The sequence below is a fragment of the Roseiconus nitratireducens genome, from assembly GCF_008629675.1.
In the GTDB taxonomy this organism is placed as follows: domain Bacteria; phylum Planctomycetota; class Planctomycetia; order Pirellulales; family Pirellulaceae; genus Stieleria; species Stieleria nitratireducens.
Map to the genome: position 1 here is coordinate 26,365 of NZ_VWOX01000003.1, position 24,668 is coordinate 51,032.

Below are 24,668 nucleotides of genomic sequence, written 5' to 3' on the forward strand. Positions count from 1 at the left end.
ATGCATGGTGCTCTGTCCCCGTTTTTGGATCGGGAACAAGCGGCCGGGCCGTTGGCCCTCTGGTCTTCGTTTTGGGCCCGGTTCCCAGCCCGTTGGGCTGGGCTGGGTAAACATCGGGGCGTTGTCCCGAAACAATTGTGCCGCCCCCCCGCCGGTTCCGCCCGGCATTTGGTGCTCTGTCCCCATTTTGAACTCCGGCGTTTGGTGCTCTGTCCCCATTTAGAACGGTCCCCGTTTAGAACGTGAACCTGTGTTTGGTGCTCTGTCCCCGTTTAGAACGGGGCCGGCGAATGGCGGCCGCTTGCGTGCAGGCGGTTGCGGCGGATGTCAGAATAGGAGCCCGCTTGTCCGAGACATGCGGGCCACGCCGACGAATCCGCCCTCCCATCCTGCCTCTTCTCCCTCCACCTCTGCCATGGTTTCACTACACCGTCCTTTCACGATGCTGAGTTGCATCACTCTCTTGGCAACCTCGGTTGCTCGAGCGCAATCGGCGCCGCAACCCGGCTCCGAAAGGCGACCGTCCACCGAGACGAGCTCGCCGGAGACCACCGCGGCCGCCGGCCCTTGGGTGCCGGATCTGGTGGGAAACGGAACCGTCGATGAATCCGCCGCGATCCAACGCGCTGTCGACCGCGGGGCAGGAGCCCTCCGATTTCACAAAGGCACCTATCGCCTGACGAAAACCATCGAGATTGATTTGGATCGAGTCGGCGTCTGTTCGATTGTTGGTGATGGCGTGGCAACCTTTTGGATGGATGGGCCAGGCCCGGCCTTTCGATTCGTGGGGACGCACCGAGGCACCGCCGCACCCGCGACCGTCCAACCAGCCGTCTGGCGCAACGAACGAACGCCGCTGGTCGACGGAATCGAAATCGTGGGCCGACACCCGGAAAGCTGCGGGATCGAAGCCTCCGGCACCATGCAATTGACGCTCAGCCGGCTGACCGTCCGAGAGACACAACACGCGGTTCATCTGGTCGACCGCAACCGGAACGTGGTGTTGTCCCAATGCCACCTTTATCACAACCGCGGCGTCGGAGTGTTTTTGGACCAACTGAACCTGCACCAGATCAACATCGACAATTGCCACATCAGCTACAACGGCGGCGGGGGTGTCGTGGCCAAGAACAGCGAGATCCGCAACCTGCAGATCGGCACGTGTGATATCGAAGGCAACATGGGTGGCCCCGATTCCGAGCCGACCGCGAACATCTGGTTGGACTCCAGCAACGCGTCGATCGGCGAAGTGGCCATTGTCGGTTGCACCATCCAACACACCCACGACGCCCCGCAATCCGCAAACATCCGCATCAACGGCCGATCGACGCCTCGGCCCTTCACCGACGAACTGCGGCATGGCAACGTGACCATCGCAAGCAACGTTCTTTCAGACGTTCAGGTCAACGTGGAACTGACGGATGTCCGCGGTGCCGCCATCACGGGTAATACGCTCTGGAAGGGGTACACCGCGAACCTGCTGCTGCGAGGTTGTTCGCAGGTGGTGATGACCGGCAACGTCCTGGATCGGAACCCGCGCTATCACTACGGCGACGGCGCCCAAGCAAAACTTGGCGTCGCACTAACGGATTGCCACGATTGCCTGCTCTCAGGAAACCTGTTCCACGGAGCGGTGCTCCAGGATGCTGCGATATCGATCCGGCGAAGCAAGAGGATCCTTCTGACTGGATGCAGCATCCTCGACTACGGCGCCGTCGGAATCCGCTTGGAAGACGTTTCGGACAGCCGGATCAGTGACTGCCTGATCCGACACGACAAGGACGACCGTTCGATCGCGTTGCAGCAACGCGACGTGCGGGGAACCGTGATTCAACCCGACCTGTTGAACGTGGAGCAAGACGATGAGAAATGACTCAACGCGGCGTCCCGTTTGGGCGTGCCTCGTTGCGGCGCTGGCAACCATGGCAGGCCAGAGCGGCCGAGCGGAGCCGCCCCAACGTCCCAACATGATCGTGATTTTTTGTGACAACCTGGGCTACGGAGACATCGAACCCTTCGGATCCCCGGTGCATCGGACTCCAGCGCTTCGCCGGATGGCAGCGGAAGGCCGACGCTTCACGCACTTCTGCGTCACTTCGGGTGTCTGCACTCCCTCGCGCGCAAGTTTGATGACGGGATGTTACGCCCAACGCGTCGGCATGCACACCAATCCACGCGATGGCCAGGTCCTGCGACCTGTTTCGCCGTACGGCTTGAACCCGACGGAAATCACCATTGCCGAAGTTTTAGAGGACGTCGGTTATGCCACGGCCATCATCGGCAAGTGGCACCTGGGCGACCAGCCGGAACTGTTGCCAACTCGCCAGGGGTTCGATCTGTTTTTTGGGATCCCTTACAGTGATGACATGACGGCGGAAACGGGCCGCCGATTGGGCGAACGCCTGGACGGAAACCGTTGGCCGCCATTGCCGTTGATGCATAACGATCGAGTGATCGAAGCACCGGTTGATCGCAACCAATTGACGCGGCGCTACACCGAGTGTGCTGTCGAATTCATTCGCGAGCACCGCGGTTCACCTTTCTTCCTGTACCTGCCGCACGCCATGCCTGGCAGCACGAAGGAACCCTTTGCCAGCGACGCCTTTCGCGGACACAGTCGCAACGGTCCGTGGGGCGACTCCGTCGAAGAACTGGACTGGTCGACCGGTGTCCTCTTGGACGAGTTGGTGCGATTGAAGTTGGATCGCAACACGCTGGTGGTGTGGACCTCCGACAACGGAGCACCGCTGGCTTCGAACCCTGACGACCTTTCACGCGGCAGCAATCGGCCTCTGCACGGTCGCGGTTACACCACGGGCGAAGGTGCCTTTCGCGTTCCCACGTTGATGTGGTGGCCGGGTCAGATCCCGGCGGGGACAACGTGCGATCAACTCTGCAGCACGATGGACTTGCTGCCCACCTTCGCGGCGTTGACCGATTCGACATTGCCGAAGAATCGGATCATCGACGGCCATGACATTCGGCCCCTGATGTTCGACGGCGTCTCGACACTGCGTTCGCCCTACGACGCGTTCTACTACTACCAGCAAGATCAATTGCAGGCGGTTCGGAGCGGGCGTTGGAAACTGTTCCTCCCGCTGGACTCCTTCACGAGACATCCGCACTTCGCGCCGAATCGGCCGGGGCAAACGCTGCTGTTTGACCTGGTCGACGACCCAGGATGCGAGACAAACGTCGCGCCCGACCATCCTGAAATCGTGCGTCGATTGAACGGACTCGCCACGCAAGCACGTGGCGATCTGGGAGACCGCGGACGTCCAGGAAAGAATGTCCGTCCGCCCGGCCATGTGTCCCGCGCAAATCCGCAAACGCTTTCGGAGCGTTGATTCGGCCAAGCGAACGGTAGATCGCCTCCTGCCGGTAACCATCGTTCGATCGAGCACCGGCGTCGAGCGACCTGACGGCACCGAACTGAGCTCCGGTGCCGGGCGGGAAGGGTTGCTCCGAAATCAGAAACAGACGCGAGGCAGAAATCAGCCCTCGACGTCGATGCCCATGCTGCGGGCCGTTCCTTCGATCATCTTGACCGCCTGGTCCATGCTGCGGGCGTTCAAGTCCGCCATCTTTTTGGTGGCGATGTCTTCGCACTGGGCACGGGTGACCTTGGCCACTTTGTTGGTATGCGGAACGCCGCTGCCCTTGGCGATCCCGGCGGCTTGCTTCAGCAATGACGCCGCCGGCGGGCTCTTGGTGATGAAATCGAAACTGCGGTCGTTGTACACGGTCACGATCACGGGGATCGGAGTTCCGTTGTACTCTTTGGTGCGGTCGTTGAAGGCCTGCACGAATTGCCCCAAGTTGACGCCGAACTTACCGAGCGACGTACCGACCGGGGGTGCGGGTGTCGCTTGACCGCCGGGAACTTGAAATTTTGCCTGTCCAGTTACTTGCTTTGCCATGATCTTCATTGGGCTCTTCTCGCCGCGACCGGGTTGACTGAGGAACCGGCGGTCAACCGGAATCGAGCGGAGTTAATTAGGGGTGATGGTGGTTGGAAAAATTGGGCGGCCGGTCGAACGTCGTCACTCAGATCAAACGGGCTCGACCTGCCAGTGGTCCAGTTCCATGGGGACGCTGCGACCGAAAATGTTGATGATGACCGTGACGCGACCGTTTGCTTCGTCGACCCCGTCCACGTCGCCTTCCTGGTTCTCAAAATTCCCTTCCTTGACGCGAACGCGATCGCCGACCTTGAACGGGATGGCGGTCTTGATCGGCGCCTCTTCCTCGTCCTCGGCGACCGGGCGGTTGATGAACCGTTCGACGTCCGCGGGATCCATCGGCATCGGCTTTCCGGCCGAACCAGTGAAGTCACTGATTCCCCCGGTTTCACGAACCAAAAACCAAGTGTCGTCGTTGATGGCCATCCGAGCCATGATGTAGCCCGGCAGGAGTTTCCGCTTGGTGATTCGCTTCTTACCGTCCCGCGTGAACGTTGCCACATCCTCGCTGGGGACCACAACCTCGCCAAAGTACTCCTCCATCCCCTCCATGGCAATCTTCTTGCGGAGGGCATCGGCGATGGAATCTTCGCGGTTGAATGCGACTTTCAGGATGTACCAATCCATCTCGGGAGCGTCGCTCTCCGGTTCCGGCGCGTCATCGCTGTCCAAGAACACTTCACCGGTGTCAGCTTGCTGATCACCACCGGATGCGGCGGCAGCTGCTTGCTCCACACCACTGTCGGCCGCGTCGCTGGACGTTTCGCCCTGCAGCGATTCGGTTGAGGAATCAACCGCTTCCGCTTCTTTCGATTCAGGGGTTTTAGCTTCGTCGCTCATGACAGGATTGCGGGAAATCGGCGTAAGTGAGTGGGATCAGGGGGCTTCAACAAACAGGATGGCAACCGGGCGCGGATCGCCTGGAAATCAGGCGGCTGCCCACAACGCGTCGAAGACGGTCTGCCAGATGATATCGAACAGGAACAGCGAGATCGCCAAGATGGCGATGGTCACGATCACGACGATCGACGCCCGCTTGACCTCTTCGCGGCTGGGCCAGGTGACTTTCTTCATTTCCGCTTCCACGGCGATCAGAAAGTCGGCGAACCGAGGCCAATTGACCAGCCGATAACCCAACCACAAACCGGCCAACAAAATGGCGGCGGGAATCCCCACGGCCAAAGCGTTGTTCTCCAGCGAATCGCTGAGCGAAATGTACAGACGCCAGGCACCGACGGCGACAATCACCCAGATCGCGGCAACCGTCGCTTGGCGAACGATTCGCCCCTGGTTCGGCTTGTATACGGAAGCGTGGAATAGCTCGCTGGTCAACGAACTGTTGCTGGCGCTACTCGTCTTGCTTCCGGCAATGTCTCGGGACACTCGATGTTCCTTCGTTTCGATTGTGGCCGACGGCTGCGAAACACTTCGACGGGGCAGTCAACGGCGGGTTGGTATTCGGGGAAAATGGGGAACCGGGGTGCGCGACGCATCGCGGCAAATCAGGTCGTGCACCGTCAGGCGACGTGGCCGATGACCAAGGCACCGTTTCTCCAGCGGATTCTCCGGCGGAGGAATGACTTTCTCCGCCGGCGGGTTGGCTGCCGGCCGGTGTCTGATCAATCGGCATCCGACGCATCACGCGCGCACGCGGCGATCAGCTGCCACCGGCACCCGACCAAGGACTCATCGTACAATCGACCGGAGTCTTGGCACTAGACCAGAGCGACAGACGCGAAAAGCAGGAGTGGAGGGACTCGAACCCGCAACCGCTGGTTTTGGAAACCAGTGCTCTGCCAATTGAGCTACACTCCTTCACGCCGGGTCGGCGTCAACCGAACCGGCGGGCATTTTAACGCAGAGAACCAACAAGCCGACAGGCGACTGGTTGGCTCTCGCGACGTTTTCCATCGAAATCCGTCGGGGGAAACCCCCTCAGGAACTACTCGACAATCTTGGTCACAACGCCCGAACCGACCGTCCGGCCGCCTTCGCGAATTGCGAAACGGACACCGTCGTCCATGGCGATCGGCTTGTGCAGCTCGACGGTCACTTTGACGTTGTCACCGGGCATGCACATTTCGGCACCTTCCAGGTTCGCCGTACCGGTCACGTCGGTGGTCCGGAAGTAGAACTGGGGACGGTAGCCGCTGAAGAACGGGGTGTGACGTCCGCCCTCGTCCTTGCTCAGGCAGTAAACCTCGGCTTCGAACTTGGTGTGCGGGGTGATCGAACCCGGCTTGGCCAACACCTGGCCCCGCTGGATTTCTTCACGCTTGACGCCCCGCAGCAGGCAACCGACGTTGTCACCGGCACGACCTTCGGGCATTTCCTTGCGGAACATTTCCACGCCGGTGCAGGTCGTCTTGGCCGAGGTCGGGCTGAGTCCGACGATTTCGACTTCTTCGCCGACCTTGATGACGCCGCGTTCGATCCGACCGGTGGCCACGGTTCCACGACCTTCGATCGAGAACACGTCTTCGATGGCCATCAGGAACGGCTTGTCGTCCTCACGGACGGGCTCCGGAATGTACTCATCCAACGCGTCCATCAGCTCACTGATGCACTTGCTGGCTTCCGGATCCGCGGGATTGTTGTAGGCCGGCAGAGCCGATCCCTGAATGACAGGAACGTCGTCTCCGGGGAAATCGTACTTGCTGAGCAGCTCGCGGGCTTCCAGCTCGACCAATTCCAGCAATTCCGGATCGTCGACCAGGTCGCACTTATTCAGGAAGACGACGATGTAGGGGACGCCGACCTGACGCGCCAACAGCACGTGTTCTTTCGTTTGCGGCATCGGGCCGTCAGCGGCCGACACGACCAGGATGGCACCGTCCATTTGGGCGGCACCGGTGATCATGTTCTTGACGAAGTCAGCGTGGCCGGGGCAGTCGATGTGGGCGTAGTGACGTTTGTCGGTTTCGTATTCCACGTGGGCGACGGCGATCGTCACCGTCTTGGTTGCGTCACGAACCGTTCCGCCCTTGGCGATGTCAGAGTACCCCTTGGCTTCCGCCAGGCCCTTCGCAGCCTGGACCGCCAGGATCGCCCCGGTTGTGGTCGTTTTGCCGTGGTCAATGTGCCCAATGGTACCGACGTTGACGTGTGGCTTGGTCCGTTCAAATCTTGCCTTGGCCATTTCTAACTCACCTGCATTCGATCGCACCGCTACCCTGCTGGGGATACGCCCCTGCAAGGCCCCTCTGGACGGCGACCGCGTTCACACCCACGGTGACTCGCCGGCCAAACGGCCGTGACGATCAAATTTGTTCTTCTAAACAGACAAAAAAGTTGACTCCACGACCGCCCACCCTGGGTGATCGCAGTGATTGCTCGGTTAAACTCCCCCGGCAGGGCGGCAAAATCGGCCGCCTGCCCGTTGGGTGCGTAGTTGTTGCGAAAACTCGCGATGGTTGCAATTGCTGATCGCGAAAAATTGGCAAGATCCCTACCAACTTTCCACTCCCGACGAAGGCCCGCCAAACCGCCCATCCAGCCCACCCGGCGGCACGGTGGCGGCCCCGTGGCAGCACTGTCGGCACCGGAGATCCGGCCCGCCGCAGGAGCCGCCCGGTCTCGCATCGCGAAGCCCCCGGCCGCAACGCCCTGCGCTTTCTCGCCCCTCACAGCCGATGACTCGCCTCGACCCTGCTGGCGACAGTTCTGCTGTCGATCGTTGCCAACCGAAAGGTTCACCCGACGACGCGTCGCAAAGGACGGGAAGCCCGACGAACCGACGAAAAGCAGCGTATAGAAGCGAAAAGCCGACCGATCACGGCCGCGCCAATTTCCGAACGGTGGACGGCCCCAGCTCCCAACCACTTGAAAACGCGGCGGTGTCACACCGCGGCGCATTTCGGCAGAACGGGACCCCCGCCGAGACACTTGAGGGAGCACCACGTACGGTGGCATCCGTCGGAAGAAGCGAATCCTCCGGATTACCGCCACCATCGCCCAGCACGATCGGCGAAACCGAACGGCTGCAATTTGAGAACGAAGCTGCTGATGGGACTTGAACCCATGACCTCTTCCTTACCAAGGAAGTGCTCTACCACTGAGCTACAGCAGCAATTCAAGAGCGGGTGAAGGGAATCGAACCCTCGTATTCAGCTTGGAAGGCTGCTGCACTACCATTGTGCTACACCCGCAAATTTCAGCAAAGCTGGGGGAAGTCTACCGGGTCTGGCGTCCTGTTAACACCGCGCCGATCCGATTTCCACCGTCTGCCGAGTCTGTCGTCTCTGTCTCGTCTCGTCCTGCGCCGGCTGCTTCCAAAACCGCTCGGCTCCGTCAGCCGGTTCGGCAAATTCGCCGACCTGTGTGCCCCAAAGCGGTCACCGGCTTGATTCTTAGTGGGGGCTATTGGATTCGAACCAATGTAGGCGTAGCCAGCGGATTTACAGTCCGCCCCCTTTAACCACTCGGGCAAACCCCCAAAAAATCTTTCGTTTCCACAATCAACCGGTCGATGTCGTCACACCGCGAGTGCCACACTTGCTGCCACGCCAGAGCCAGCGGAGGGATTCGAACCCACGACCGGCTGATTACAAATCAGCTGCTCTGCCAACTGAGCTACGCTGGCGATCAAGCGCCAGTCCCGGTGGCACGTCGGCGGACGTCCTACCAATCCGCTCGCATCGCTCCCCGCACGATCTTTCGCACGACGAACGCTGGGAACCTTTCGGGTACATCTGGACCGCGTTTGGGAAGGGCAAAGTTTAGCGATCCGGCCGTCTGGGACAAGCCGGAATTGAAGCCTGGCTGGCCAATTCCTGAAATGTCCGGAGAGCCGCTTGCGCCGCACCACGCACGATGACGGGGCCTTTCCCAATGGACATTCATGACGACCGATCGGTTCACTGCGTGAAGCTCTGTTTCGGCCGAATCGACGCCGGGCATGAGAAAATCGTCCCAGTCCGATCGCGGCCTGCCGTCGGTGCTGGTCGGTGCTGGTCGGTGCTGGTCGGTGCTGGTCGGTGCTGGTCGGTGCTGGTCGGTGCTGGTCGGTGCTGGTCGGTGCTGGCCGCCGGGGATGGCAAAGCCGTGCCGCCCATGCGGGGCCTCCGCCGGCTGCCGATGCTTTCCCGGGCCGCAATGCGAAGCTAACCGTTCCCGACACCGAATGAAAGCTTCATCCGATCCTCGGCCAGTCGCGTCGGGATCGGATCGGCATGCAACGCTTTCTCCACTTGCCGCCGAAGCGCACCAGGGTCGGGGTCCAGCGGATTGACGTGCGTCAACAGCAACAGTGCCGGACGAGTCGCTGCGGCAATCTCCGCCACCCGGTCGGTCCAACTGTGCCCGGTTCGGATCGCCCACTGCGACTTGTCGGTGGGGAAATAACATTCGTGCATCATCAGATCAGCCTCGGAGCACCAATGCATCATTTCCTGGTCCGTTCGACCCGTCGTGTCGGTCAAGTACAACAAACGCAGCCGTTCCGGCGTGACACCGCCGGATTGCTGGCGGCGCGAAAAGTCCAAGCGATAACCGACCGAACCGCCCGGATGTTCTTGCCGCTGCCACGACACCGTGCAGTCGCCCAAATCGAATTGCGGCAACTCATCGATCTCGCACCACTGGACGTCCAACTGGACCGGAAAGACCAGTTCGGAAAACAGGTGCTCGCGGATCGCCGACAGTTTTTTTGCTTCGCCCCAGATTCGCACCGTCTGCACCGGATGCTGATGCAGAATGTCCAACAGGAACGTCAGCCCGGCGATGTGGTCCAAGTGCGCGTGACTCAGCAGGATGTCCAGGCTGGGCGTCTGAATCAGGGCCGGCAATCGAAACATACCGGTCCCGGCATCGAGCACGATTCCGGACTCTGGCAGAAAATAACAACTCGTATGCCGATCTTCATTCGGATGGTAACCGGCCGTTCCGAGGCAATGGAGTTGCATCGAGCTGTTCTTCGTGATCCGCGGTGATGGGGCCAAGGGATTGTAATCGATTCGCGCCGCTGGGATTTAACGCAACGTTTTGATTCCCGGGCTTTCCAGGGGATCAACCGCTGCGTGATCTGCAGCGTGTCAACTCGTACATCAAGATGGCGGCTGCTACGGAAACGTTCAAACTGTCGACCGCCGACGTTGCATCCTGCGGAAGCTCGCCGTTGCCCGGGTCGTTTCCGCCAGCCCCCGGCATGGGGATCCGCACGCAGTGGGAAGCAACCTCCTGCACGTCACTCGGCAAACCCAGGGCCTCATTCCCGACCACCAAAACGATCGGGCGCCCCTCGGCACTAAACGTCTGCACGTCCACGCTGTTCTCGCCCAAGGTGGCCGCCAACACGTCCGCCCGTCCGGCGGCAAGATCGCGCAGGTCCGCGATCGGGTCGGACAACTCAAAGTAGCGTCCGGTGAGTGCCGCCCCCATGCTGACCCGCACCACACGGCGAGCATAGGGATCCACGGTCGAATCATCCAGCAAGATGTCACGAATCCCGAAGGCCGCCGCGGAGCGCAGCATGCTGCCAAGGTTTTGCATGTCGGTCACGCCGATGGCGGCCAACGCCAACCCTCGGGGTTTCCAGTGCTGCAACTTGCCAAACGGCTTTCGAACCGCGCAGGCCAACACGCCGCGGTGAAAATCGAATCCGGCCAATTGTCGGATCTGTTCCTTGGAAAGTCGAAACAATTCGGTTTGCGGTGGTATCGGTCCTAACTCCGAAACGTCCCGACCGGCCTCGATCACGATCGATTCAACTTGGTGCCCGCTAGCCAACAACCGCTGGACCACCCACCGGCCTTCAACGACGAAATGGCCGCGGTCGCGCGAACGTCCGGCCGGATGCTGGCGCAGGTTGCGATAGGGAACGAGCCGCGCATCATTGACGGCCACCTCAACAAACCGACTCACGAGGGGTCCCTGGCGGATCGTCCTGAGTCAGAGAGCCTTTGCAACTTTGCCGGCCGTCCCTCGCTGGTAACCCAAACCTGTCCCCGGTCGTCGACAGCAATGGCTTCCACCTGACGCAACTTCGGCAAATCGATCACCTGTGGAACCTGCCGAATCGTGGTCACCAGGGAAGCGTCTTCGGGAACCTTAAAACGGAATGCCTGCAGGTAGCCGGTGACCCACAAGTCGCCGGTCAGCGGGCAACGATCCATTCCCGATGCCAGCGGAATCGCGACGGCGCCTACGGGCTTGGCGACCAGTCGGCGAACACCGCCCTTCGCGCCGGCGGCGCCACGCGCCGGCAACGGCAACTCATACAACTTGGTAAACAACACCGACTTGGTCAGCATCAGGATGCGACGATTGGCCGGATCAACCGCAACGGCTTCGCAGTCGTGGGGACCATCGGCATACGTCACTTCCAATGTCTGAAACGCTTTGACGCGGCTCTCGCTCCGCGGGTCCGGTTCGTCGAACAAATACAGGACAACCGATCGGCGGCGGCCGTCGTTGTCACCCACGTCGGCCACCAGCAATCGCGAAACCTGATCGTCCCGAAACGACGCGGCATCTTCCCAATCGACCGCGTCCACGTTCGCCAACGTCAGTTGCCCGCAGCACGTTCCGTCGGCGTCGAATGCGAACATTCGGGCTTGGTCGCCGGAATCGTTGTGGGTCCAAAAACACGACCGGTCGACACCGGAAAAGGCCAACCCGCTACTTTCGCTCAGCAGCGGACAAACCAGTTCCAACGCGGATTCGCCGCGCGCGACCGCGGAGTCAGACGGTTCCCATGCATGCAACACCGCGGTGCCATTCCGGCGGCCGGCGTCTGGCCCGATCACGCCCAGCCCGATCACGCCCAGCCCGATCACGGCCGCGATCGCAACACGCAACACCGCGGGGCCGCAGCGGCTGGCCGCTTGGCTGAAGACGGCTGCCGGGATCGCGGCCTGACAGCCTGGGGGCCAAAAAGTGGGCAACCACCCGACTCGGAGCCGAGAAGCGATTGCCTGGAGACGGAGGTGGCGGCTCACGATCAAATCTTCAGCTGTGACATGACTTGCTGGACGATTTTGTCGATGGTGTCATGCGGCATCACGGGCGAGTCCGCTTCGACAAATTCCCGAACCAAATCATCGATCTGACGCTGTGCCGCGGCAACGGCATCCTTCTGAGAATCCGACAATGGCACCCGCCCCGGACCGAGGTCCCAGCCGCGCGAACGCGCGCCGGCACGAAAACCTTCCGGGAACTCGCCGATGGAAATCATCGCGTCAAATAGCGGCAGCAATTGATACTGCAGTTTCATCGCCCGATCGATGTCTCCACCAACCACGGCACGGTGAATGGCGTGCGTCAATTCCGGAACCACACCGCTGGTCGCATTGGTACCGCCATCGGCACCGGCCACCAACATTGGAACCAAGGCGGCATCCCAGCCGGTCAGGAAAGAGAAATCCTCTCGCAAGGGGCGGATCTGCGAGATCATCCGCATCATGTTCGGAAGATCGCCAGACGAATCTTTGATGCCGATCACGCGAGGACACTCCGAGGCCAACCGCACCACGGTGTCGACTGAGATCGGAGAGGCGAACAGGGGGATGTTGTACAGCGTCACATCCACCGACACCGTCTGGGCGATCTGTCGAAAGTAGGCGTACACGCCCTGATCGGACAGGCGATAGTAAAAGGGCGCAACGATCGCCACGGCGCGGACGCCCATCGCGCCATAGGCGTCACAGGCGGCGATGGTCTCCTTGACGTTGGCTTCGGCAGCACCCGCCAAAATCGGCACCCGTCCGGCGGTCTGGTCGACGACAATCTCCACGATCCGACGCCGTTCCTCCGGAGTGAAGCGGACGAATTCGCCCGTGCTGCCGTTGGGATACAACCCGTCGACGCCTTTATCGATCAGCCAATCGACGTAGCCGCGCAGTTTGCCTTCATCGACGCGACCGGCAGAATCGACAGGAGTGATGTTGGGCGTCAGGACCCCGGAAATCGGTGCGGTCGTTGGCATGCGTGAAATCGTGGTGGGAATCGGGAAGGGGAGAACGGCGGGCCGTCAGATCTGACCAAACATAGTTTACCGGTCGCGATCGTCACGCCGCCCTCGCGGTCAAGTTTCCGCCACCACGTGGGCCACCGCGTGGGTCCGACACGCAGACAGGCTCAAATGCAGTTGTTCGATTTCCTGATCGGCGGCGCACTGCAGAGCATTGCCTTCCAACAGAATCTCGTAGCCGACTCCGGGGCGATGGACGATTTCGATCTCGTTCCAGCGCACCCCGCGCCGGCGACACCGCAGTGCTTTCATGACCGCTTCTTTGGCAGCCCACCGGGTGGCAAAGTTCTGCGGCGCATCGGCCGTCTGCACGCAGTAGTCGATTTCGTCGGGCGTGTAGACGCGTTCGAGAAACTGTTCGCCGTGCGTTTCGATCATTTTGGCGATGCGAACCGTTTCAACAATCTCCGTGCCGACGGCAAAGATGGACATGGACGCGCGACGCCTCTGAAGCGAAGAATCGGATGACCAAAAGAATCACGCGAAGGAACCCCGCGTGGATCGATCCGCCAACGGTGCATCATAGTCGATTCCGGCAGGCCCCCGCGGAGGTCCGTCAAAATCGATCCGTCGGGGCAGGGACCAGCGGTCAGCGAAGGCCGCACGCGGACTGAGCCCGCGAGAGCACTTCCGCCGCCACGCTTCGGGCTCGTTGAGCCCCCGCCTGCAGTACCGCGTGAACATGGTCCAGGTTCTGTTCCAAATCCGCTCGTCGCTCACGCGCGGTGGCAAAGTACGACTCGCTGGCTTCGGCGATCGCCTTCTTGACCTCGCCATAGCCAAACCCGCCCCGCCGATACATGGCAGCCATTTCTTCGCGGCCGGCCGCATCGGCAAACAGGGAATACAGCTGAAACAGGTGATCGTCAGCCGGCTCCTTGGGTTCTTCCATCGGCCGACTGTCGGTGGTAACCCGCATGATCTGTTTGCGGATCTTTTTGACCTCGCCGAACAACGGCAAAACGTTGTCGTAGCTCTTGCTCATTTTCTCGCCGTCGGTTCCGGGAACCTTGGCACTGTCGTCCAGCACGTTCGCTTTGGGCATCACGAACGTTTCGCCAAACTGATGATTGAACCGGCCGGCGATGTCACGACACACCTCGACGTGCTGCACCTGGTCCGCGCCGACGGGAACGAGCTGGCTGTCGTAAGCCAGGATGTCGGCCGCCTGCAACACCGGATACGTGAATAAGCCTGCGTCGGCGGGAATGCCCTTGTCCACCTTTTCCTTGTAGGCCACGCACCGCTGCAACAGCCCCATCGGAGTCCCGCTCAGCAGGATCCAGCACAGCTCGCTGACCTCCGGCACGTGCGACTGCACAAACAAGGTGGCTTTGTCGGGGTCCAATCCCAGAGCCAACAGATCCAACGCCACATCGACAACGTTCTGCCGGAGCGTGGCGGCATCACGGACGGTGGTCAACGCGTGAAGATCGGCGATGAAGTAAAAGCCGTCGTTGCCGTCCTGCAAATCGATGTACTGACGAATCGCTCCGAAGTAATTGCCCCAGTGGGGCCGCCCGGTGGGCTGAATCCCGGAGAGGACCCGTTTCGGTGTTGCAGCGTCCGTCATCGAAGCAATTCCATCAGAATCAGGGAGGGAAAACGTCAGGCGGCAGATTGTGTTCGATCGGGCCCGTTCTTTGTAGGGCATCGATTGTCAGAACCGACACGCCTGTTCTCGGCCGGTTCACGCGACGCGTTGGGTGAACCGTTCTCAGTCACCACCTCAGCCACCTCGTCGCCCTCAGCCACCTCCTCGCCGGGACGGTAAACTGGACTCGTTGACCGCTTTCAAAGAATTCAGACGACTGCACCGTCTCGCCAACCGAGAGCCACCCTGATGCGCTGCGTGATCCTTGCCACAATCGTTTTTGCGAGTGTTGCGTCGAATTCCGTGCCGCTGCATGCCCAAAGCGGACAATTGATCGAGAATCTGTTCCGGACGTGGGCCAACCAAGAATTGGAGAAACACCGTCCCTCGAACGGCCGACAAGATCCGTTCGGACCGTCGCCCGCGACGCGCCCTCCGGACCGGGATTCGGATGCACGACGGAACATCCAGGTTGGCAGCGGCCAGGCGGCCGAGTACGCCCGGCAGCTGACCGAATTCGACCGACAATTTGACGCGTTGCTCGCGTCGTTGCGTCAACAAGCCGCCCGCAATGGCGACCTCCGCCGCGTGCTGCCCGCTGCCTACGAGGTCTCCGCCACGGTCGACTCGCTTATCGATCGCCTGGACGGCCTGCGGTCCCTGTCGGTTATCGAATCCGCACACCGCTCCCTCGATCAGCGCTACCGCCAACTCTCTTTCCAGATTCGGTCGCTCAGTGGCTTGGACCGGGAACTGAACGATCGGGTGCGACGCTGCGACCGCGCTTGTTCCGAAATGTCGCGGCTGTTTGGAATGCGGCCGCAGTTCGATCGTGCCGCCTTGAGGGACGTGATGGTGACCGCATCGACCTACATGCAAGCGTTGCTTGACGATCTGGAACTGGCATCGCTGGACCGCGGACGGGTCCGATCCCTGCAACACGAAGGACGCTTGCTGCGGCAACAGCTGATCGATGCCAGCGGAAGACTGGACACCATGAGCTATGAAGACTGCGTCAGCCGGTTCACCGATTTTGTCGCCCGCTGGGGCAGTTACCGTCGTCAGATCGACGCCCTTCGAGACCCTCACCTGGACCGACGTCTGGACCGAATCAGCGACTGTGGCGACCAGACCTACGCCCTGCTTTGGATGCCGCCACCAGGATCCAACAACGACGTCGCGGTGCTTGCCGGCCGGATCCACGACAACGTGCAATCGATCTCACGCTCATTGACCTTTCTGGCGATGTCGCAGTTGCCCGCCGATCAACAACGCCAGCTGACGTCTGCGCTGCGCGAGTTGGTGAACCTTGCCGATGACCTGCAGCGGCGCTCACAACAGGGAGAGCCCGACCGTGTGCTGCGAGAACGATTTACCGATTTTGACCGCATCTGGAGCCAGACGCGTCCGATCTTGGCCGACGTGAGAAGCCTGCCACGCGACCTCGTGTCACAGACCGATCGGAACTGCCAACAGCTCCGCGACCGTTTGCAACTGGACGGCGGCTACCAACCCTCCCACCAGTGGACTCAGTGGCTGGCGATCGCGGCGTCTCTGGAAAGTAACAGCGAGTCGCTGCGGAAAACCTTGGAGGGCTACGCGCGATCGATGGAACCTGCCTCCTATCGCGATACAACCCTGAACGCGGCCCGAGATTTTCATCGAGAAGCCCGAGAGATTCACGAATTGATCAGCCGCATTGAGCAGCGGGGCGATCGCGGGGAGACGGAACAACTTCGCCAGCGGACCCAATCAATGCTGGATGCCTGGACCAGGCTGTCAGGCCAGCTGGTCACCATGGAATCGCACGGCCTGGTCGGACCGCGGTCGCTGCGAGTGCGGAGGACCCAGCAAGCATTGGTCCCCGCGGTCGGCCAATTGGCCGCGGCGTTGCTTCCCCGCTGAACCAACGGTAGGGTGCCAGGCGGAGCCGCTTCCAGTTACGCTGCAGGGATTCGACGGTTGGCACGGAAGCACCCCGCCGGGTCGTCCGAAGCCGGCTCCATCCCGACCGCCCGCTGATCGATTTCCTGTTTGTTTCAACACGTCGTCTCGACGGATCACCCGTCGCTCACGCAAATGGCCATTGAACGCAACCCCACCCGTCCGGTCCGAATCGGAAACGTGACTGTCGGCCACGGACACCCGATTGCCGTGCAAAGCATGACGGCGACCAAGACCCAGAACATCGATGCGACCGTCGCCCAGGCCGAAGCGTACCGCCAAGCCGGGGCGGGCGTCGTCCGAATCGCCGTCGACAGCGACAAAGACGCCCTGGCGCTCGCCGAAATTCGACAGCAAACCACCGCGAATCTGGCCGTCGACCTGCAAGAGAACTTTCGGCTGGCCGAAACGGTTGCCCCCCACGTGGACAAGATCCGCTACAACCCCGGGCACCTGTATCACCACCAACGCGATAAGCCGTGGCAGGACAAGGTCCGGTTCATCGTGCGCCAGGCCCAGGAGCACGACTGCGCGTTGCGAATTGGTGTCAACTGCGGCAGTGTCGATCCCGAGAAGAAGGGCAAGTACGACCCGCAGGATTCCATCACGCCGATGCTGGAAAGCGCCCTGGAACATTGCGAATTCGTCGATTCGCTGGGCTTTGATCGCTACGTCGTCTCATTAAAAGACAGCGACCCGCAAAAGGTGATCGAAGTCAATCAACGTTTCGCCGAAACGCGACCCGACGTGCCGCTGCACTTGGGCGTGACCGAAGCGGGCATGCCGCCCGACGGAATCATCAAAACGCGGATCGCGTTTGAGCAACTGATCGGACGGGGGATCGGCGACACCGTGCGGGTTTCCCTGACGTTGCCCAACGATCGCAAGCCGGAGGAAATTGCCGCCGGCAAGGAAATCATTGACGACATCTACTCCGGCCGCGTGCGGACCGTCGTCAAGCTGAATTCCCAATCGTTGAACATCATCAGCTGCCCAAGTTGCTCCCGAGTAGAGAACGAGGCGTTCATCGATTTGGCACAGAGTGTTCGCGAGATGACACGCTACGCCAAGGACCATGACGTGACCATTGCCGTGATGGGCTGCCGCGTGAACGGCCCGGGGGAAACGGACGATGCCGATTTGGGGCTGTGGTGTGGCCCCGCCAAGGTCAATTTGAAGCGTGGCACCGAAGCCCTGGGGGCGTTCGGTTACGACGAGATTCTGCCGAAGCTTCAGGAAGAACTGGACGCGATCATCGCCCGTAAGTCCTGTCAGACATGAAGCCCGATTTGGAACGCCAAAGTGAAGCGCGACCGTCGTGAAGATCCTGCTGACGAATGACGATGGGGTGCACGCCCCCGGTCTGCAAGCATTGCAGCGAAGCGTTCACCACGCACTCGACGCTGCGGAGGAATCCGCTGAGATTGTGGTTGTCGCTCCGGACCGCTGCCGAAGTGAATGCAGCCACAGCATTGAAACCACCCGACCGCTCTGCATCGAATCAGTTTCCGACCGCTGGTACAGCGTTGATGGGACGCCGGTGGATTGCGTCCGGGTGGGCTTGTTCGCCTTGGGATTCCGACCCGACGTGGTGTTCTCCGGAATCAACGCCGGTGCCAACCTGGGTGTCAACTTGATGGTCAGCGGAACCTTTGCGGCGGCACGCGAAGCCAATCTGCTGGGAATTCCCGCCATGGCCGTCTCCCACTACCGTCGCCCCGACGTCGCCAAGAGCTGGGATCACGCGCCAGAGTGGCTATGCGAAACGTTCCGAGAATTTCTGGCCGGTGTTCAACGTGCAAGCATTGAGAGTACCGGAGGCGCGGGGGATCCCGCTCCGCTTTGGAACGTCAACTTGCCAGCCATCGAGCCGGAACCGGGTACCGTTCCCGGCCGGGTCGTGTGTGACGTCGATCGTTGCCCCATCGACCGCACCGGTCACATCGATTCTGACAACCGTGTCCATTTCCAGCTTGATTTCCACGCCAGGGCCCGCGAGGCGGGGCGTGACGTCGATCACTGTTTCAACGGGCGGATGACCGTCAGCAAGTTGTCGGCGTTTCTGAGCCACATCAACGTTGCCGAAAATCGATCGATGACCCACGATCCCTCACCCCCAATCACCGACCGTGCCGGCCGCGCCGGATGACGGTTCCTGTGTGGCGGTTGAGATCGCCGGTGGGTTCTGGTGAAGCGTCAAGCTTCTGGTTTGCTGGCGACGGCGATGCTTGCGGAGCCCATCGATGCGCTGCTGGGGGTGCCGGACGTGGGAGCGATCTGGCTACGGACCAATTCGCCACGAACGATGCGCACGTCCCGGGGAGCTTCGATTCCGATGGCGACGCGGTTTCCCGAGATTCGGTTGATCGTCAACACGACATCATCACCGATCACCAACTTTTCGCCCGCTTTGCGACTGAGAACCAACATGGATTAACGTCCTTGAACAGAGAGATTTTTCGAACCAGTTTTCTTTTGCCCACGTCGTACAAACGGTGTGCCAATCTGTCGTGTATTCGCGGCTTGGCGGCTGATCTTTAGGCGGACTTGAACAAAACACGGAAAAAACCGAATGTTTTTTTCTTCCCGTCCAGCGGCGTTGGCCGACCCGACAGGACCGCTTTTGCACTTTGAAAAGCTCATCCTAATATTGCCGTCGCGATTTGAGACAGAACAGCAGCCGTTGGTGCGTCCTGGCAGGTTGGATTTATCGATCGGGCCCCTGACACAGCTGGTCAGTCGACTGATTCAAGCCGAATGCTATACTCGTGCCAGTCCGGCGTCTTTTTGGTCCAAGACCGCTAAATCAAGAGGCAGCGCGGGAGGCCACCACACGCACCTTTGGGACCGCTGCGCCGCCGGACCCGCCGCCCGTGATCGCGTCGCGGGGCTCACGAATGGACCGATGAAACGAACGATGCACCTCGACGATCTGCTCAAGGAATGGGAATTCAATCCGCACACACTGAACGTCCGAATGGTCAAGGGCAGCGACGGGCGGGACGTGATCCAGATGCGGGTGGACATGGGCGTGCTGCAGCTGGAAACCACCGGCCGGCCCGACGGAACCGTGATTGAGGGGAACCCGTCGTACTTGGAATACCTGCAAGAGCGAGTGCTCGAGGAACCGGAACTGAAGCTTGATGAAGACCAGTGCATGGAAGTCGACCGGGAATTCATGCAATTCTACCATCGCCGAATCTGCTGGCTGCGGCTGCAGTACTACAACCGCGCGGTGATGGACGCTGACCACACGCTGCGATTGATGGACTTGAGCGAACGGGTCAGCCCGGACGAAGAATGGACGCGTTCGCATGAACAGTATCGGCCGTTCGTGCTGTTTCACCGAACGCAGGCGGCCGCGTTGGGCTCTCTGGAAGAGGACGAATCAGGCGAGGAAGCCGTCCAGGCAATCAACAGCGGGCTGGAAACGATCCGCCAATTTTTCATCCGACACGAAGCGGAAGAGCACTTCGACGAAGACGAGCTGGTGGTCCGCCTGGTCGAACTTCGCGAGACGCTGCGGAGCGAGTACGCCGTTGGACAAACCCTCCGCGAGAAACTCAGTCAGGCCGTTGAGCAAGAGCAGTACGAATTGGCTGCCAAGCTCCGTGACGAACTGAACCGCCGGGAATTGGACTGAAGCGGTTTTCGCAAAATGAAACGTGTGCCGAAGGCTGTCGCCTCCGACACACGTTTGCTCCCCCGGCTCGCTTTGCGTCTTGCGGTCCGCGCGACTTTCCACCGTCTGGCGACGGCGGCGACGGAGTCCCTTCATCGGCAAATCGCGCGTGTCAAAGCCGTAGCAACGCTCGCCAGAGCGTCGCCTTCCGCCGCGTCTGGCGACGGCGGCGGCAATGTCATTCGACAAGGCTTAGACGGCTGCTTGCAGCGAGTCCATTTCCTTGGCAAGTCGCTTCCGAGCGACGTGCAACCGACGCTTGATCGTGCCGATCGGCGCCTGGAACTCGTCGCTCATTTCGATCAGCGTGCGACCGTTCAGGTAGAACGCGGTCAGCGTCTCCTGATCCAACGCACCCAAACGATCGATGCTGTCGCGAACCGCGGCGGCTTGCTCGCGGCTCTGCACAACGTCGTCCGGAGCATCGGCGGTCACGCAGTTGGCTTCCAGCGTTTCCGGATCGCACGAGACGGCCCAGCGGTTACGGGTGACTCGGTTGATCGCCATACGGTGCACGATCTGCCGCAGCCATCCGCCAAACGCTTCGGGCACCCGCAGCTGTCGAATCTTTTGCATGGCCTGAATGAACACGTCTTGAGCCAATTCGTCCGCCTCGTCGGCGTTGCGAACACGGCTCATCGCTCCCGCGACGATCGCCGGACGATAACGCGCAAACAACTCACCAAATGCCTCTCGGTCGTCGGCTTGGGCACGAACGACCAACTCGGCAACGCTCAAGTCTCGCAAATCAATTTCATTCTCGGTGTTGATCTTCATCACTCGGTTCCTTCCGAACGCTGACCGATGGCGGTCGATCCCGCACGGGGCATGTCAGCGGCTTCGGTGGGCGACCGGTTCGACGGATCCCTTCGGGACCGGCGACCAGTCGGGTTGCTCTTCGGTGTCAGTCAGACACTTCGCGGCGGGTTTGCCAAACTTGGAAGGAACCACAGGATTCCATCCCGTTTGCCAACCGTCACGCGAAGGCTGTTGGGGTGTCGCGTTCACCAAGCGACCGGTCCGATCGAAAGTTCGATCGGGAGCGGAGCGACTGAAGACTCAGGGTCACCGTCGACATCGTTTTGCCGACGTGGTTCCGATCCTTGGCGGGTCGGTCCCGAAGCGTTTCAGAGGCAGTTGCAAAGAACCGGAGTTCACCGACCGCGGGGTTCGCAGGTGCGGCAGGTCCGACGTTCTCTGGCTTGGCGATGGGTCGCGGAAAGGGCGAGCGGGCTCGCGATTCCGCGTCAGCAGCCCCGATATCTCGGGGCGGTCGTGGCCAGACGGGCGGGTTCGCTTCGCCGCGTCGCTAGCAAGAAACGTTTGCGTTTCTCGCCGGCGAGGGTTTGGACGAACTGCCACGCCTGGGTGCCTGTGCGGCGGTTCCGATTCAGCCGACAATTTGTCGGCATCGGATGGACCGCCGCATGCGACCCCATCAAGGGCGATACACACGCCGTGGAGATTGGGAGGGCCGATACGTACGCAACCGAATCGACGCTCAGAATCTCACGGATGCCTGCCAGATCCAGGCTGCGTGCGATAGCTGCGATGATTAGTTGAAAACGCATCTCAAACCTCCCGGCACCGACTTGGGTGCGGCGTGGAGCAACGAAAAATGAAATGGGACGATCCACCGCCGGAGGGTTCACCAAAGAACCATCCGCCCGGGTTGGCAACCCGCGCGGTACCATGCACCGCAAACGTGGATCACGTCCCCCCGAGATAACCGTATCCCAGGGGGGCACCAAAAGCCAGCGGAAATCGACCGGCGATTGGTGAGATGCACGTACAGATCGGCCTTCCGCCAAAAGGTTCGCGCCCAAAAAACTGTTTTTTCGATTTTGCGCATGACCCCCGATGCAACCTCCGCCGATGCCCGCACGCCGCCGGACGCCGGGAAAGCCGCGGCAACAACCAATCCGCAGCCGCGGAGCACCGCACTGGAGCCCGCGGCAAAGCCTTTAGAGCCCGCAGCGAAGCCCCCAGGACCCACAGCGGAGCCGACGCCAGGCTCGGCAGAGCAGCGTGACCTCGGGGTTGCTTCCTTCACCACGGCGGGAATTGCGACACCCGCGGCATCGTTCCCGATGGCCGCCCGGTCTCTGGGCCGGCAATTCCTGGAACTGTTGCTCCCATCGACTTGCCGCATCTGCGATGCCTGTGTCGCTGCGGACGAAGATTTCTGCCGCCGATGCCTGCGGCACCTGACCCAATCCGAACCGCTGATGCGTTCGGCGTGTGCCCGGTGCGCCCGCCCTGGAGCCTCCAAGCCACAAGGCATCACGGCGTCTGGTCCAAGTAGCGTCAGGCTCGATCCGATTCCGACGGATTGCCAAGCCTGCCGGAACGAGTCCTTCGCATTCGACCGCTGCCTGGCGCTGTGGACCTACCAGGGAGAGGTTCGCGAAGCGGTCGTCGCGGCCAAATATGCTAGCAAGGTGGCCCTGGCCGACGCCCTGGGCAGGCGATTGGCCCAGAAAATCGCGGAAGGCCTGCTGGGCGCCGACCGCCCGAACCCATCGGCTCCGAGTGCGCCCGACGGTTTGCTTCCGGATCTGATCACCTCGGTGCCTTCGCATCGCTGGCGGCGGATCCAGCGAGGCGGCGGCGGCGTGGGCGTGCTGGCGGCCGTGACCGCCAAATCTTTGCAACGGGCGGGGCTGAATTGCTCGTACCGGCCGATCCTGAAAACGACGCGGCGGATCCGCAAACAAGCCTGGCTGGGTGACCGCGAGCGGGTCGAAAACGTTCGCGGGGCTTTCCGAATCGCGCGCCGGCGATGGCGGTCGGCCGGCGGATCGCTGCAGAATCGGCACGTGCTTTTGGTCGACGACGTGATCACGACCGGCTCCACGGCCAACGAAGTGGCTCGGGTCCTGAAAGCATCCGGTGCAAGCCGCGTGACCGTCGCGGTCGTCGCTCGGGCATAATGTCGGCGGCGGCGCCGGATAAAAATCCGTTAGATTTTAAGTCTACAACGACAAGAGTTTGCCGAATAAAAAGGATGCGGGGTCCTTCCCTGCCTATCCTATTCTCGATGCAATGGGCCGAATCCATGGCGGGACGAATCGTTCGATTCGTCTGATTTTGCCTACCCGGGGGGTTTTGACCGTGCAGCGACGCCCCAAGATAGTGCAAACCGATCGCGATCGGGCACCGTAATTGCAAGTTCGCTTCCCCCGACGCCAATCCTTGTCTCCTCTACCGTCTCCGCCGTGAACGACGTCAAACGACCTCGAAACGCCAGCCGATTCGCCCATTTCCGCAGCTTCGTGTTTCGCGGCCTGGGAGTGGTGCTGCCGCCGCTGTTGACGATCCTGGTGCTGATCTGGGCCTGGAACACGATCGAAAGCTACGTGCTGCGCCCGGTCGAGTCGTTCGCCCGCATGGGACTGGTTTGGTACGCCGAGTCGCAGGACGGGACCCTGACCCAGGTGCCCGCTTCAGCGGTCCCGAATGACGATGGATCGTTCCAGTACGGGTCCTATCGCTACGTGCCCGACCCCACCGGTCGCCGCTATCTGCCCGAGTTCGTCGTCCAGACGGTCGAGGAAAATGCGAATTACTTCGACGAAGACGCGCCGAAGCTGGTCTCCGCCAAGGCCTATTGGAATCGTTACATCCAGTTGGAATGGATGCCGCGGCGGCTGGTCGTCCCGGTCTTCCTGATCGTCTTTCTAACGATCCTGTACTTCCTGGGACGGCTGTTCACATTCGGGCTGGGCCGCTGGTTCTTTCACAATTTCGATTCCGCCATCCTGCGGATTCCGATCGTCAACAAGGTCTACGGCAGCGTGAAGCAGGTCACGGATTTCGCGTTCAGCGAACGTGAAATTGAGTTCAACAACGTCGTGGCCATCCAGTATCCCAGCAAGGGGATTTGGTCCATCGGCTTCGTGACGGGCAACGGAATCGGCCAGATCGCCGATGCCACCGGTGAACCAATGTTGAGCGTCCTGATGCCGACCAGCCCGATGCCGATGACCGGATTCACCGTCACGGTCAAAAAGAGCGAGGCGATCGATGTCGACATGACGATCGACGAAGCGATTCAATTTGTCGTCAGTTGCGGCGTCGTGGTCCCACCCAGCCAGCGTGCCGATCGCGCCGGCATCCCGGGACAAGACCGCAAGGCAAAGGTGCGAGACGGGGCCATCGTGTTGCCGGGATCGGCCGCAGCCAGCAGCCCCAACGATCCCTCGGCGGTCTGAATCGCGGGCCAACGTTCGCCCGAGCACGAGCAACGCGGCCGAACGCATTCTGGTTCCAAGGCTCCCGCCTTGGAACCCACTGCCTGGCAGGCTCCGCCTGCTGCCACCACTGCCCCGGTTTAAGATACCGGACATCCGGAATTGATCTGCCGACGAGTCAGTCTCAGTCTCGTGCTCGTGCTCAGCGAAGCGGTGCTCGTCATCGAATTCAGCATAGTTCGCCACGCCGGTCTCGCGATGCCGACCGGTGAGCGATTGCAAAGCGTCAAATGACGCGGCGACATCTGTCGATCAACAACCGGTA

At 61.2% G+C, this 24,668-nt stretch carries 20 protein-coding genes and 5 tRNA genes; 8 read left to right on the forward strand and 17 right to left on the reverse strand.

The window, feature by feature from the left end:
• Nucleotides 1-583 precede the first annotated feature (583 nt).
• Both FYK55_RS05460 and FYK55_RS05465 read left to right on the forward strand, forming a co-directional pair.
• Nucleotides 584-1,873: a right-handed parallel beta-helix repeat-containing protein gene (locus FYK55_RS05460; protein WP_201743631.1), complete on the forward strand. Its 1,290-nt coding sequence runs from the start codon at nt 584-586 to the stop codon at nt 1,871-1,873.
• A complete protein-coding gene (locus FYK55_RS05465) occupies nt 1,863-3,347 on the forward strand; it encodes a sulfatase family protein (RefSeq protein ID WP_235908446.1) in 1,485 nt (494 codons plus the stop codon). Before FYK55_RS05460 ends, FYK55_RS05465 begins: the two co-directional genes overlap by 11 nt.
• Before the next feature lie 147 nt (nt 3,348-3,494).
• On the opposite strand, the gene rplK is transcribed toward FYK55_RS05465, so the two are convergent.
• The 15 genes from rplK to trpS all read right to left on the reverse strand — a co-directional run bounded on the left by rplK (nt 3,495) and on the right by trpS (nt 14,503).
• Nucleotides 3,495-3,920 (reverse strand): 50S ribosomal protein L11, encoded by a 426-nt coding sequence (gene rplK, locus FYK55_RS05470; RefSeq protein ID WP_150075396.1) that lies wholly within the window; start codon nt 3,918-3,920, stop codon nt 3,495-3,497.
• A 132-nt stretch (nt 3,921-4,052) separates the two neighbouring features.
• Nucleotides 4,053-4,802, reverse strand: coding sequence for a transcription termination/antitermination protein NusG (nusG, locus tag FYK55_RS05475; RefSeq protein ID WP_235908447.1), 750 nt, complete (start codon nt 4,800-4,802; stop codon nt 4,053-4,055).
• 87 nt (nt 4,803-4,889) lie between these two features.
• Entirely contained in the window at nt 4,890-5,345 is a 456-nt protein-coding gene (gene secE, locus FYK55_RS05480; protein WP_150075397.1) for a preprotein translocase subunit SecE, read from the reverse strand.
• Between the two features lie 359 nt (nt 5,346-5,704).
• A tRNA-Trp gene (locus FYK55_RS05485) sits at nt 5,705-5,777 on the reverse strand.
• A gap of 127 nt (nt 5,778-5,904) precedes the next feature.
• Nucleotides 5,905-7,101, reverse strand: coding sequence for an elongation factor Tu (gene tuf, locus FYK55_RS05490; protein ID WP_150075398.1), 1,197 nt, complete (start codon nt 7,099-7,101; stop codon nt 5,905-5,907).
• 858 nt (nt 7,102-7,959) lie between these two features.
• Nucleotides 7,960-8,031, reverse strand: a tRNA-Thr gene (locus FYK55_RS05495).
• An 8-nt stretch (nt 8,032-8,039) separates the two neighbouring features.
• Nucleotides 8,040-8,110: transfer RNA gene (locus tag FYK55_RS05500), tRNA-Gly, on the reverse strand.
• Nucleotides 8,111-8,315: 205 nt separating this feature from the next.
• Nucleotides 8,316-8,397, reverse strand: a tRNA-Tyr gene (locus FYK55_RS05505).
• 74 nt (nt 8,398-8,471) lie between these two features.
• Nucleotides 8,472-8,544: transfer RNA gene (locus FYK55_RS05510), tRNA-Thr, on the reverse strand.
• A 520-nt stretch (nt 8,545-9,064) separates the two neighbouring features.
• Nucleotides 9,065-9,865: an MBL fold metallo-hydrolase gene (locus FYK55_RS05515; protein WP_150075399.1), complete on the reverse strand. Its 801-nt coding sequence runs from the start codon at nt 9,863-9,865 to the stop codon at nt 9,065-9,067.
• A 103-nt stretch (nt 9,866-9,968) separates the two neighbouring features.
• Entirely contained in the window at nt 9,969-10,823 is an 855-nt protein-coding gene (locus FYK55_RS05520; protein ID WP_150075400.1) for a TrmH family RNA methyltransferase, read from the reverse strand.
• Nucleotides 10,820-11,845 carry a hypothetical protein gene (locus FYK55_RS05525; protein WP_150075401.1) on the reverse strand — a complete coding sequence of 342 codons (1,026 nt, stop codon included), beginning with the start codon at nt 11,843-11,845 and terminating at the stop codon, nt 10,820-10,822. The genes FYK55_RS05520 and FYK55_RS05525 overlap by 4 nt, the downstream gene beginning before the upstream one ends.
• Nucleotides 11,846-11,901: 56 nt before the next feature.
• Entirely contained in the window at nt 11,902-12,885 is a 984-nt protein-coding gene (locus FYK55_RS05530) for a dihydrodipicolinate synthase family protein (RefSeq protein WP_150075402.1), read from the reverse strand.
• Between the two features lie 99 nt (nt 12,886-12,984).
• On the reverse strand, nt 12,985-13,362 hold the full coding sequence (acpS, locus tag FYK55_RS05535) for a holo-ACP synthase (protein WP_150075403.1): 378 nt from the start codon (nt 13,360-13,362) through the stop codon (nt 12,985-12,987).
• Between the two features lie 157 nt (nt 13,363-13,519).
• The gene (trpS, locus tag FYK55_RS05540; RefSeq protein WP_150075404.1) at nt 13,520-14,503 is read right to left on the reverse strand and encodes a tryptophan--tRNA ligase; all 984 of its coding nucleotides are present in this window, start codon (nt 14,501-14,503) and stop codon (nt 13,520-13,522) included.
• 279 nt (nt 14,504-14,782) lie between these two features.
• On the opposite strand from trpS, the gene FYK55_RS05545 reads away from it, so the two are divergent.
• The 3 genes from FYK55_RS05545 to surE all read left to right on the forward strand — a co-directional run bounded on the left by FYK55_RS05545 (nt 14,783) and on the right by surE (nt 18,617).
• Nucleotides 14,783-16,429, forward strand: a complete 1,647-nt coding sequence (locus FYK55_RS05545) for a hypothetical protein (RefSeq protein ID WP_150075405.1) — start codon at nt 14,783-14,785, stop codon at nt 16,427-16,429.
• Nucleotides 16,430-16,603: 174 nt separating this feature from the next.
• A complete protein-coding gene (gene ispG, locus FYK55_RS05550; RefSeq protein WP_150075837.1) occupies nt 16,604-17,749 on the forward strand; it encodes a (E)-4-hydroxy-3-methylbut-2-enyl-diphosphate synthase in 1,146 nt (381 codons plus the stop codon).
• Nucleotides 17,750-17,786: 37 nt separating this feature from the next.
• Complete coding sequence (surE, locus tag FYK55_RS05555; protein WP_150075406.1) at nt 17,787-18,617, forward strand: 5'/3'-nucleotidase SurE; 831 nt, start codon at nt 17,787-17,789, stop codon at nt 18,615-18,617.
• 47 nt (nt 18,618-18,664) lie between these two features.
• Here surE and FYK55_RS05560 read toward each other — a convergent pair whose 3' ends face one another.
• Nucleotides 18,665-18,898 (reverse strand): carbon storage regulator, encoded by a 234-nt coding sequence (locus FYK55_RS05560; protein ID WP_150075407.1) that lies wholly within the window; start codon nt 18,896-18,898, stop codon nt 18,665-18,667.
• A 475-nt stretch (nt 18,899-19,373) separates the two neighbouring features.
• Here FYK55_RS05560 and FYK55_RS05565 point away from each other — a divergent pair, with 475 nt between their 5' ends.
• A complete protein-coding gene (locus FYK55_RS05565; protein ID WP_150075408.1) occupies nt 19,374-20,111 on the forward strand; it encodes a UvrB/UvrC motif-containing protein in 738 nt (245 codons plus the stop codon).
• Between the two features lie 231 nt (nt 20,112-20,342).
• Here FYK55_RS05565 and FYK55_RS05570 read toward each other — a convergent pair whose 3' ends face one another.
• Nucleotides 20,343-20,927 carry an RNA polymerase sigma factor gene (locus FYK55_RS05570; protein ID WP_150075409.1) on the reverse strand — a complete coding sequence of 195 codons (585 nt, stop codon included), beginning with the start codon at nt 20,925-20,927 and terminating at the stop codon, nt 20,343-20,345.
• A 1,073-nt stretch (nt 20,928-22,000) separates the two neighbouring features.
• Between FYK55_RS05570 and FYK55_RS05575 the strand changes: the two genes are divergently transcribed.
• Both FYK55_RS05575 and FYK55_RS05580 read left to right on the forward strand, forming a co-directional pair.
• Entirely contained in the window at nt 22,001-23,083 is a 1,083-nt protein-coding gene (locus FYK55_RS05575) for a ComF family protein (protein ID WP_150075410.1), read from the forward strand.
• Between the two features lie 285 nt (nt 23,084-23,368).
• Complete coding sequence (locus FYK55_RS05580; RefSeq protein ID WP_235908448.1) at nt 23,369-24,364, forward strand: DUF502 domain-containing protein; 996 nt, start codon at nt 23,369-23,371, stop codon at nt 24,362-24,364.
• Nucleotides 24,365-24,668 lie beyond the last annotated feature (304 nt).

Excerpts from the sequence above, each read along its gene's own strand:
- FYK55_RS05465 (WP_235908446.1), top strand. The coding sequence starts at position 1,863 with ATGAGAAATGACTCAACGCGGCGTCCCGTTTGGGCGTGCCTCGTTGCG.
- rplK (WP_150075396.1), bottom strand. The coding sequence starts at position 3,920 with ATGGCAAAGCAAGTAACTGGACAGGCAAAATTTCAAGTTCCCGGCGGT.
- nusG (WP_235908447.1), bottom strand. The coding sequence starts at position 4,802 with ATGAGCGACGAAGCTAAAACCCCTGAATCGAAAGAAGCGGAAGCGGTT.
- tuf (WP_150075398.1), bottom strand. The coding sequence starts at position 7,101 with ATGGCCAAGGCAAGATTTGAACGGACCAAGCCACACGTCAACGTCGGT.
- FYK55_RS05515 (WP_150075399.1), bottom strand. The coding sequence starts at position 9,865 with ATGCAACTCCATTGCCTCGGAACGGCCGGTTACCATCCGAATGAAGAT.
- FYK55_RS05530 (WP_150075402.1), bottom strand. The coding sequence starts at position 12,885 with ATGCCAACGACCGCACCGATTTCCGGGGTCCTGACGCCCAACATCACT.
- acpS (WP_150075403.1), bottom strand. The coding sequence starts at position 13,362 with ATGTCCATCTTTGCCGTCGGCACGGAGATTGTTGAAACGGTTCGCATC.
- trpS (WP_150075404.1), bottom strand. The coding sequence starts at position 14,503 with ATGACGGACGCTGCAACACCGAAACGGGTCCTCTCCGGGATTCAGCCC.
- ispG (WP_150075837.1), top strand. The coding sequence starts at position 16,604 with ATGGCCATTGAACGCAACCCCACCCGTCCGGTCCGAATCGGAAACGTG.
- FYK55_RS05560 (WP_150075407.1), bottom strand. The coding sequence starts at position 18,898 with ATGTTGGTTCTCAGTCGCAAAGCGGGCGAAAAGTTGGTGATCGGTGAT.
- FYK55_RS05565 (WP_150075408.1), top strand. The coding sequence starts at position 19,374 with ATGAAACGAACGATGCACCTCGACGATCTGCTCAAGGAATGGGAATTC.
- FYK55_RS05570 (WP_150075409.1), bottom strand. The coding sequence starts at position 20,927 with ATGAAGATCAACACCGAGAATGAAATTGATTTGCGAGACTTGAGCGTT.
- FYK55_RS05575 (WP_150075410.1), top strand. The coding sequence starts at position 22,001 with ATGACCCCCGATGCAACCTCCGCCGATGCCCGCACGCCGCCGGACGCC.